The sequence below is a fragment of the Nonomuraea sp. NPDC050556 genome, from assembly GCF_044457355.1.
GTDB lineage: Bacteria > Actinomycetota > Actinomycetes > Streptosporangiales > Streptosporangiaceae > Nonomuraea.
Map to the genome: position 1 here is coordinate 2,279,267 of NZ_JBITGU010000002.1, position 7,621 is coordinate 2,286,887.

Annotated in this window: 9 protein-coding genes; 5 read left to right on the top strand and 4 right to left on the bottom strand. The window is 63.7% G+C overall.

Annotated elements, in window-relative coordinates:
• The 4 genes from ACIBG8_RS28995 to ACIBG8_RS29010 all read right to left on the bottom strand — a co-directional run bounded on the left by ACIBG8_RS28995 (nt 1) and on the right by ACIBG8_RS29010 (nt 2,611).
• Nucleotides 1–645, bottom strand: coding sequence for an SAF domain-containing protein (locus ACIBG8_RS28995; protein ID WP_397346099.1), 645 nt, complete (start codon nt 643–645; stop codon nt 1–3).
• Nucleotides 646–648: 3 nt separating this feature from the next.
• A complete protein-coding gene (locus tag ACIBG8_RS29000; protein ID WP_397346100.1) occupies nt 649–1,476 on the bottom strand; it encodes a hypothetical protein in 828 nt (275 codons plus the stop codon).
• The gene (locus tag ACIBG8_RS29005) at nt 1,458–1,973 is read right to left on the bottom strand and encodes a hypothetical protein (RefSeq protein ID WP_397346101.1); all 516 of its coding nucleotides are present in this window, start codon (nt 1,971–1,973) and stop codon (nt 1,458–1,460) included. The genes ACIBG8_RS29000 and ACIBG8_RS29005 overlap by 19 nt, the downstream gene beginning before the upstream one ends.
• 347 nt (nt 1,974–2,320) lie before the next feature.
• Nucleotides 2,321–2,611: a hypothetical protein gene (locus ACIBG8_RS29010; RefSeq protein WP_397346102.1), complete on the bottom strand. Its 291-nt coding sequence runs from the start codon at nt 2,609–2,611 to the stop codon at nt 2,321–2,323.
• Between the two features lie 399 nt (nt 2,612–3,010).
• Between ACIBG8_RS29010 and ACIBG8_RS29015 the strand changes: the two genes are divergently transcribed.
• The 5 genes from ACIBG8_RS29015 to ACIBG8_RS29035 all read left to right on the top strand — a co-directional run bounded on the left by ACIBG8_RS29015 (nt 3,011) and on the right by ACIBG8_RS29035 (nt 7,137).
• Nucleotides 3,011–4,324, top strand: coding sequence for a hypothetical protein (locus tag ACIBG8_RS29015; protein WP_397346103.1), 1,314 nt, complete (start codon nt 3,011–3,013; stop codon nt 4,322–4,324).
• A 9-nt stretch (nt 4,325–4,333) separates the two neighbouring features.
• Nucleotides 4,334–4,678, top strand: coding sequence for an ASCH domain-containing protein (locus ACIBG8_RS29020; RefSeq protein ID WP_397346104.1), 345 nt, complete (start codon nt 4,334–4,336; stop codon nt 4,676–4,678).
• 236 nt (nt 4,679–4,914) lie between these two features.
• Nucleotides 4,915–5,097 carry an NUDIX domain-containing protein gene (locus ACIBG8_RS29025; protein ID WP_397346105.1) on the top strand — a complete coding sequence of 61 codons (183 nt, stop codon included), beginning with the start codon at nt 4,915–4,917 and terminating at the stop codon, nt 5,095–5,097.
• Nucleotides 5,098–5,461: 364 nt separating this feature from the next.
• On the top strand, nt 5,462–5,965 hold the full coding sequence (locus ACIBG8_RS29030) for a DUF4365 domain-containing protein (RefSeq protein ID WP_397346106.1): 504 nt from the start codon (nt 5,462–5,464) through the stop codon (nt 5,963–5,965).
• On the top strand, nt 5,962–7,137 hold the full coding sequence (locus tag ACIBG8_RS29035; protein ID WP_397346107.1) for a hypothetical protein: 1,176 nt from the start codon (nt 5,962–5,964) through the stop codon (nt 7,135–7,137). Before ACIBG8_RS29030 ends, ACIBG8_RS29035 begins: the two co-directional genes overlap by 4 nt.
• The last annotated feature ends 484 nt before the right edge of the window (nt 7,138–7,621 follow it).

The following is a 7,621-nucleotide window of genomic DNA, read 5'->3' on the forward strand; positions in this document are numbered from 1 at the left end:
TCACCCAGCCTTCGACTGGAGGACGAGCGCGACCTTGCCTGAGGCGGCTTGTCTGGCGAGAGACGTGCCATCCGTCGCAGGTACGAGGAGGTCCACCACCATCAGGCCGTCAGCGTCCGCCTGGCCAACCCGATCTACCTGGGCCGGGTGATCCGCTGGCCTCGCCTGCTGGCCCTGGGCGTCAGTGAGCACCACGGTGGCGACGACGCGATCTCCTGGCTGGATTCCTCGGGCGGGGAGCTGACTGACTCTGACCGCTACGGGGACGACGACCTGGCCCGGCGCTGGCACCAGGGAGTCGGTGATCTGGCTTGGGGCGAGCAGGCTTCCCGCTCGCAGATCGACCGCGGCCCGTTTGCCGATCACCATCGAGCGCTGACCGGCGGTGAATGACTGGACGGATGGGTCCATGCCCATGGCGACGGTTCGCAGATCCTGCTGCTGGAGGACCTGTCCGAGTGGGATGTCGTTGGCCATCACGAGAACCGGGGTCTGGTGCGTGGCCACGCCGTACACCTCCCAGGCACCCACCGCGCCCAGCGCGATCACCGCAACGCTCGCGGCCAGCATCAGCGGGCGCCGTTTGCCCGGGAGCGGTCGGGCGGGCGGTGGTTGCGGCGCGGGCTTCGCGAGTCGTTGAAGCATGGACTATCCCTTCGTGACGAGTGCTTGCGCTTCGGCGACAAGGACCGGGAAGGTGACGCTGCGAGTGATCGACGGCAGAGTTCCGCCAGAGCCGCCGGACCCGACCCAGGTGCCGGACCAGATCACGGTCACGGTGGCTTGGTATGCGGCGTTGGGCTTGACGTAGAGAGCCGCACAGTTGGAGCGCTGCTGGCTGGCCTTCTTCGCGGGGTTGTAGAACGTTCCAGGGCCACCACAAGTGATCGTCTTTCCGGTGCCGGGGTTGACGGTCATCTTGGTGGGGGTCGCGGTTGCCTCAGCCCAAACGTCTCCAACCTGGAGCCGCTTCGACTTGGCCGTCCACTCCCCCTTCGCGAGGTAGTACCAATGCGGCAGACCTACGAGACCGCTTGATCCCCTTGGCGGAGCCGTGAAGACCTTGGGATCTCCGATGGGAATCTGGGCGTATGCCTGGCGAGCGAGTTGCTCCGGTGTGATTGTGGGGCCGAGTTCCCCGTCCGGGATCCACAGCACGTCGCGGTAACCGTCGGTGCACTCGACCAAGTAATAGGCACCATCGCCCTTGGCCTTGCTGTTGGGGTTGCTCGCCGGGTCGACGAACTCGAGGCCGCCGTTCTGCTGACCGTTCACGTGCCAGGGTGTGTACGAGCAGGTGACCCCCTGCCCGCCTCCAGCCCCGGTCGAAGAGGTGCCGCCTCCTGGCCGAGGCCCCTTCTTCCCTGTGATCAGGTAACCCCATGGCTGTGCGCTGACCTCGGTGCCGTCCCCGTTCGGATCATGTACGGCTGGCGCGCTGACAAGGAGCGCGGCAATCAGGAAGAGACCACGCACGGCTCCTCCAACTGCTCCAGAGTGGCGACGCGCCAGGCTCCATCTGCCCCCTTGCGCAGGGTCGCCCTCAGGTGGGTGTTCGCCGTCCCGTGGGTGAGGCGCTCGCTCGTCTTGTCGTCGGCCTGACCCGTCTTGCGTGCGTCCTGGCAGTCATGAAGCGTGGCCGTATCACCCTCGATTTGAAGATCGTAGGGATGGATGACCGGAAGGCCCCAGGTGACTCGGCCGGTAACTCTGAGCGCAGCTATGCCTCGTGACATTCGGCTGAGGAGTGGATCAGTGGCGTACTGTCCGAGGATCTCCTTCCGCTGGCGCGGCTCGGCACGCTCGGCGGACTGCCCTGCGGGATAGAGATCCCGGTAGCTCACGATCGGGGCCTGATCAGGAGGCGGTGCGCCCTTCGTGGGAGCGCCAGAGGCCGGCCGCGACGACTCCTGAACATTCGCCTCGGAGCCCTGGCAGCCAGCGAGGCTCAGGATCGTCAGAGCGATCAACACGCTCTTGGGGCATAGCGGAATAGCCCTCACTGACCAGCCACCTTCACCGAGAGGTAGTGGAACGACGCTCGGAGTAGCCAGATTAGGTCGGGCCGTTTAACGGGTCATGTGTCGGTCAAGCTAGAGCTCCCTAACTTCGCTTGACCAGCTTTGAGCTGCGACAACTTCTTCAGAGAGGGCTTCTCTGGCAGATCTCCCGAAGTGCACCGATATGTGCATCAGGAAATTTCGCCATACGACAGAAAGGTCGCATGGCCGCCCGAGAGCCCTCCAACACCCGGGTGCCATACGACCTTTCTTGGACGCGACGAGGTGAGTCCACGCCTCCATCACCTCGCCACGCCGCTCTACACGGGTAGGCCGTCGGTCGGCTCTCCCGTCGTTCTTGTGCTCGATGGAAGATCGCTCATGATCAAGCGGGCAGCTTCGGCGGGATCGTCGAGCGGATGGCTGCACCATCTCGCCGCTTTGCCTGGCCAGCGAAAGCCGTACTGCAGTGTGATCCACACGACGAGTCCAGGTGCGAGGCTGAGCACGGGGTCCTTCGACGCCGCCCAGAACACATCGCGGTCATCGGTGTGCATCCCGGACGCCTCCAAGTGGTCCCTGAGCTGGTCCAGCGCCGTCTCAAGCGTCATGCGGCAGCCCTCGCCCTTCGACCCCGCCTTCCGCGGGCGTGTCGCCCAGGTCCCTGACCCTCCGGCCGCGTTGGAGCATGGCGCTTTGTGCGCTCGATCTTCAACGCGCGCAGCATCAATTCGTCTGGGCTCTCCGCCTCGATGTGCGGGACGGAACGCAGGGCAGAGACTCTCGGTATTGCCCAGAACCTTCCTGTTTGCCTGCCGTACCAGACGGTCCAGCAGGGCAGCTTGGCGGCGAGCCTTCGAGCGATCTCTTCGTAATCCATCCTTCGCCCCTACCTAGCGCGGAATCGATCTGATCCCAGTAGAGGGCCTGCGCAGATGGCTTCGGAGGGCGACAATCAGGGACAGCGACGGACACGCAACGTGTCCGCTCTTGTCCGCAAGGTGATGAACATGAGCTGGACGGCGCGCATTAGGAGCGAGCGGAAGGCCAGAGCCTGGGATGTTCCTCGCATGGCGAGGAGCCTTCGCGAGGCCGCTGGAGACGATCGCGGCGGTCTTCCTGATCACGAGTCCCTGGTTCGCGCCATCCGCCGATGGGAGTCGGGCTCCATCGCGCTCTTGAGCGAGCGATATCGACTGCTGTATTGCCGTGCGTTCATGGCTGACGAGAGCGAATTGTTCGACGAAACGGGAAAGAATGGGGAGGAAGGCGGACTAACTCGATCGAGGGAAGAGGACGATCCCACGAAACGACGTGACGCGCTCAGGCTCGGTCTCGCGGCCACCCTCGGTCAGGTTCTGGGTGAAGCCGCAGATGAGGCTATGGAGTTCACCCGGCGAGCGAGCACTTCCGCCGTGGGGCGCCGAACCTTGGAGCACGTCCAGCAAACCGTCGAGGACATCGTGGCCGCCTACTCCCGGCGCCCTCCTGCCGAGCTGTTCCGGGTTGCCAGGCTGTACCGGCGGAAGGTCGATGATTTCCTAGCTGGACCCCACACGCTGCGCGAAGGGCACGAGCTTTTCGTCTGCGCTGGTTGGTTGTCGGAGATCCTGGCATGGCTGGCGCACGATCTGGGTGATCCGTTCGCTGCGGAGGCATACGCCGTGGACTGTTTCGAGCATGCCGATCAGGCCGGGCACGATGAGCTGTGCGGCTGGGCCGCGGACGCGATGGCGTCCATTGCTCTCCACGCCGACCGACCCGCACGTGCGGTCGCTGCAGCGCATCGCGGGATCAGCCGCGTGTCCATGAGCCATCCCCTGGCGGTGCGGCTCCAGGCTCAGGCGTCCCGCGGACATGCGCGGCTCGGTGACCGGGCGTCCTTCCAGGCCTCTCTGGAAACCGCCGATCGGTTGTGGGAGGCGCTTCCCAGTCGTACGCCGATCCGGCTTGGCGGACTGGACACCGGACGACTGGCTACGTACGCCATGACGGCCTACACCGCCTCGTCCTACATCTGGCTCGGCGAATTCGACCAGGCCCGGGTGCACGCAGAACGGGCAGTCGCCGCACACGTGTCGGGTCCGGCCGCGAAGAGCTCTCCCAGCCGCGAGGCGATCGCCCGCCTGGATCTCGGGATCGCACTCGCCAACCTCGGAGCCGTCGACGACGCCCTGACTCTCGGGACGCAGGCTTTGGACTCACCTCGGGTAGTTGCGTCAGTGCGTGCACGGGCAGACGATCTGGACGCCGCGCTCGCGCGTAGGTTCCCAGGTACGAGCCAAGCCGAGGAGTTCCATGAGCTCTTGATCGCGATTCGATAGGAGGGGCCCATGTCCGAGGAGCGGGAGTTGAACATCCGTAAGCCGTACTTCGATCTGATCGCCTCAGGGGTGAAGACAGTAGAGGTTCGCGTTGGTTACGAGAGCATGCGCAAGATCCGGCCCGGCCAGAGGCTCACATTCGTCTCTGAAGGCGAACGGCTTTCGACCCGAGTCACAGGCGTGACCGAGTATGCGTCGTTTGAGGAGCTGCTGGACCAGGAAGATCCGATCGCCATTGGCGGCGACTTGGGCAAGGACCGCAGTGAGCTGCTGAAGGTGATCCGCTCCATCTACCCGCCTAAGAAGGAGCGCTTGGGGGTTCTTGCCATCGGCGTCGCACTCACGCTTGACTGATCCTCCGGAGAGATCATTGCTGCCTCGACGGCACCGGGACCACCTCGAACCTTCGCAAGGTGACGCAGCAACCGACGGGCGAATCGGCCTGAGGTCGGCGAGATATTCCCTCCGCGGTCCAAGCGGCGCTTTGAGCACTCATCGATGGACACAGGAACCGTAGAGCTTCTGCGGCCGTACATTACGCATGAACGCCTTCGGGACGCCCATCTATCGGCTGCGCCCAAGCGGCGAAGGTGGACAGAGTCGACCACGGCCTGTGGGCACTCCCAGGCGGAGGCATGGAACTGACCGAATCTGTTCCCCAAGCCGCGATTCGAGAGGTGAAGGAAGAAACCGGCCTGGACATCGAGATCGTCTGCTTGGCCTGGAAGACAGGGGTGAAGACGATGTGGGCATGGCTACCCTTGGCGACATAGATGTTGAACGACGACTCCTGGACGACGTGGTAGGGCTCCGTCCCGTACTCGCGACTATGAAGATCTCCGATATCGGCTATGCCTTCGCCCGAAGTCTTCAGCGCCAGCGAGTACCGCGCGGCCTCCTCTACTCGGCGATGTCGGGCTCCTCGCGCTCGGCACTCGTATGGCGGCTCTGCCGAGGGTACGACCGCGCAGCGAGTCGACCGCCGGTCTTAAGGCCTTGCGCGCCTGCTTGGCCAACTTCGCGGCAACGACTGGATCTCTGTACCGACATCGCACATGCTGATCTAGTGGTTGATGCTCGTTCCTATGTAACGAACTTTGCACTCTGGGAGAAACACCCCGGAAGGGAGAGACGCAATTGTCAATCGCGGCGAGCTGGCAGAAAGAGCAATTCAGCAAGGCGTATATGCTCGCCGTGGCGTCACAGGGCGGCTACACGATCGGAGAGTGGAACGTCGACAAAGACGGTGTCGACGTCACCCTGCGCTCCGGCGGACTGATGGTAGACCTGCAGCTCAAATGCACCCAGCGGCCACGAACAACGAGCGATGACTACGTCTTCGACCTCGACGTCCCCACCTACAACAAGCTTCGCGATCCATACAGGTCGGCACCCGGCTATATGGCTTTGGTCGTCGTGCCACCAATTCTTGATGAGTGGCTTCTCCATGAGCCAGAACGACTGCTTCTGTCATGTCACGCATACTGGGCGAAGCTCCAGGATGAACCTCCTCCGACGAGTTCGGCGACGACGTCTATCCGGCTGCCTCGCTGTCAATCCTTGACCGCCAGCTCGATCGAAATTATGTTCGAGGTGGCCCTGTCTCGCATTCTCGGGACGGCAGGAGGTGATTCCGCGTGAGCTCCGCTCTTGAGCCGCATGTCGGGGCAGACGAGCTAGCGACCTATCTTCAGCTTCATGGATGGCGCCCCACACAGGGCGGGCGCCTCGCCCAACTCTGGGCGCACCCCCACCACGAAGACTCATCCATTCTGCTCCCCCTCATCGAGGGGGCAAGCGACTACGGCAAACGGGTACGTCTGCTTATAAATGATCTCGCAGCGCAGGAAGATCGGGATCCGAGGGAGATCCAAACCGATATCTCGCTGGTGTTCTTCGACGTCACCAATCTGCGGGCAGCGCATCCCGAGTTGATCGACGACTCAATACCTCTCCAGGCCGGGTACCAGCTCTTCCAGTCCGCACGCAAACTCATGATCGCCGCAGCCGCCGCGACGCTGCGACGACAAGGCCACTTCGGCAGGTCTCTCCCCCTGCAGGCACGAGACCACGCCCGTCACGTACGCCTTGGCCACACTCGGCGAGGTTCCTACATTCTGCCCGTGATCAGTCGTGCACGGCCGAGCTCCCCCATCCCCAACGAGCAAGAGCATCTCGACATGGACGTAGAGGAAAGCCTGTTCGACAGGCGCGTACTTGGCACCCTCTCCGGAGCACTACAGGTCCTGGAAGACATGACGGTCAGAACAGAGCGCCTGCCTTCCAAGTCAGAGGTCGCGGACGCCGTGGGCGTTGGGGTGTCGCGGGAGCTGTGTCAGGCCATAGGAGCGGTCATGGCAACAGATGCGGTCTCCGAACTCGACATCACATTCAACTGGTCCCCCACCGTGCCGCCACCGCGAGGCGCCACACGGGAGGTTGTGTTCCCCAAGGAATCGAGCGACACCGTCGAGTACGTCGCTGAGCAGCTCAAGACCTTCAGGCGGGAACGTGAGCACCTGCTCTTCGGCCTGATCACAGACCTTCATCACAGCGCCGACGAAGAGGCTCTTGGCGGTCGGGTGGGCATGGAGACCGTAGTGGACCGACGCCGGCGAAGCGTTTGGTTCAATCTGGACGAGGAGTCCTACCAACTGGCCGTGCGGTGTCATGGAGACAGGACCCGCGTGATGGTTCGAGGCGTGTTGAGGGCCCCGGCGGGGCAGCAGGCCACGATGGACGTCAGCGAGTTCGGCCCCGACAGCTCACTCAGCGACGCGGCTGCAGTCATCGGCGGGATGGACTTGGGCTAGTAAGATCCTAATGGTGATCAGCCAGGAATTGAGCGGCCGTTGCGGGCCAACTCGGGTGTGACGATGTTTCGCCTGCGATCTGGGGCGAAGCTGAGCTGTTGGTAACTGTTGGCGCTCGGGACGAGTGATCGTCCAGGTGGATGGTCTGGTTCCCACCACCGATCGCGTGATCGACGCTCGCAGGGGCATGGTCGTCCCCGGCCCGTCGACGCGCACCGCCATGCCTTACGCCATCTCGCTCGACCGGTGGAGCACACGAGCCTCTCAAGATCACATGTGGCTCACCGTGCCCCCACAGAAAGGTTCGGCGGCCGCGGACTGCGGCAGGACCGAGACGGCGGAATGGCGCGGACCGCGCGGCGGGAGCGAGCGCGTCTTCGGCGTTCTTGGCGCGTTTGGCCCACGCGGCCGGACCATTGAGAAATGGTGAAGTTCATCCCAGCACTCCGCTTTAGTCTAGCTGCTCGACTTTACCCGGCAACAT

What these genes read in the sequence shown, in the direction of transcription:
- ACIBG8_RS29020 (WP_397346104.1), top strand. Translation starts at nt 4,334, where the DNA reads ATGTCCGAGGAGCGGGAGTTGAACATCCGTAAGCCGTACTTCGATCTG.
- ACIBG8_RS29010 (WP_397346102.1), bottom strand. Translation starts at nt 2,611, where the DNA reads ATGACGCTTGAGACGGCGCTGGACCAGCTCAGGGACCACTTGGAGGCG.
- ACIBG8_RS28995 (WP_397346099.1), bottom strand. Translation starts at nt 645, where the DNA reads ATGCTTCAACGACTCGCGAAGCCCGCGCCGCAACCACCGCCCGCCCGA.
- ACIBG8_RS29015 (WP_397346103.1), top strand. Translation starts at nt 3,011, where the DNA reads ATGAGCTGGACGGCGCGCATTAGGAGCGAGCGGAAGGCCAGAGCCTGG.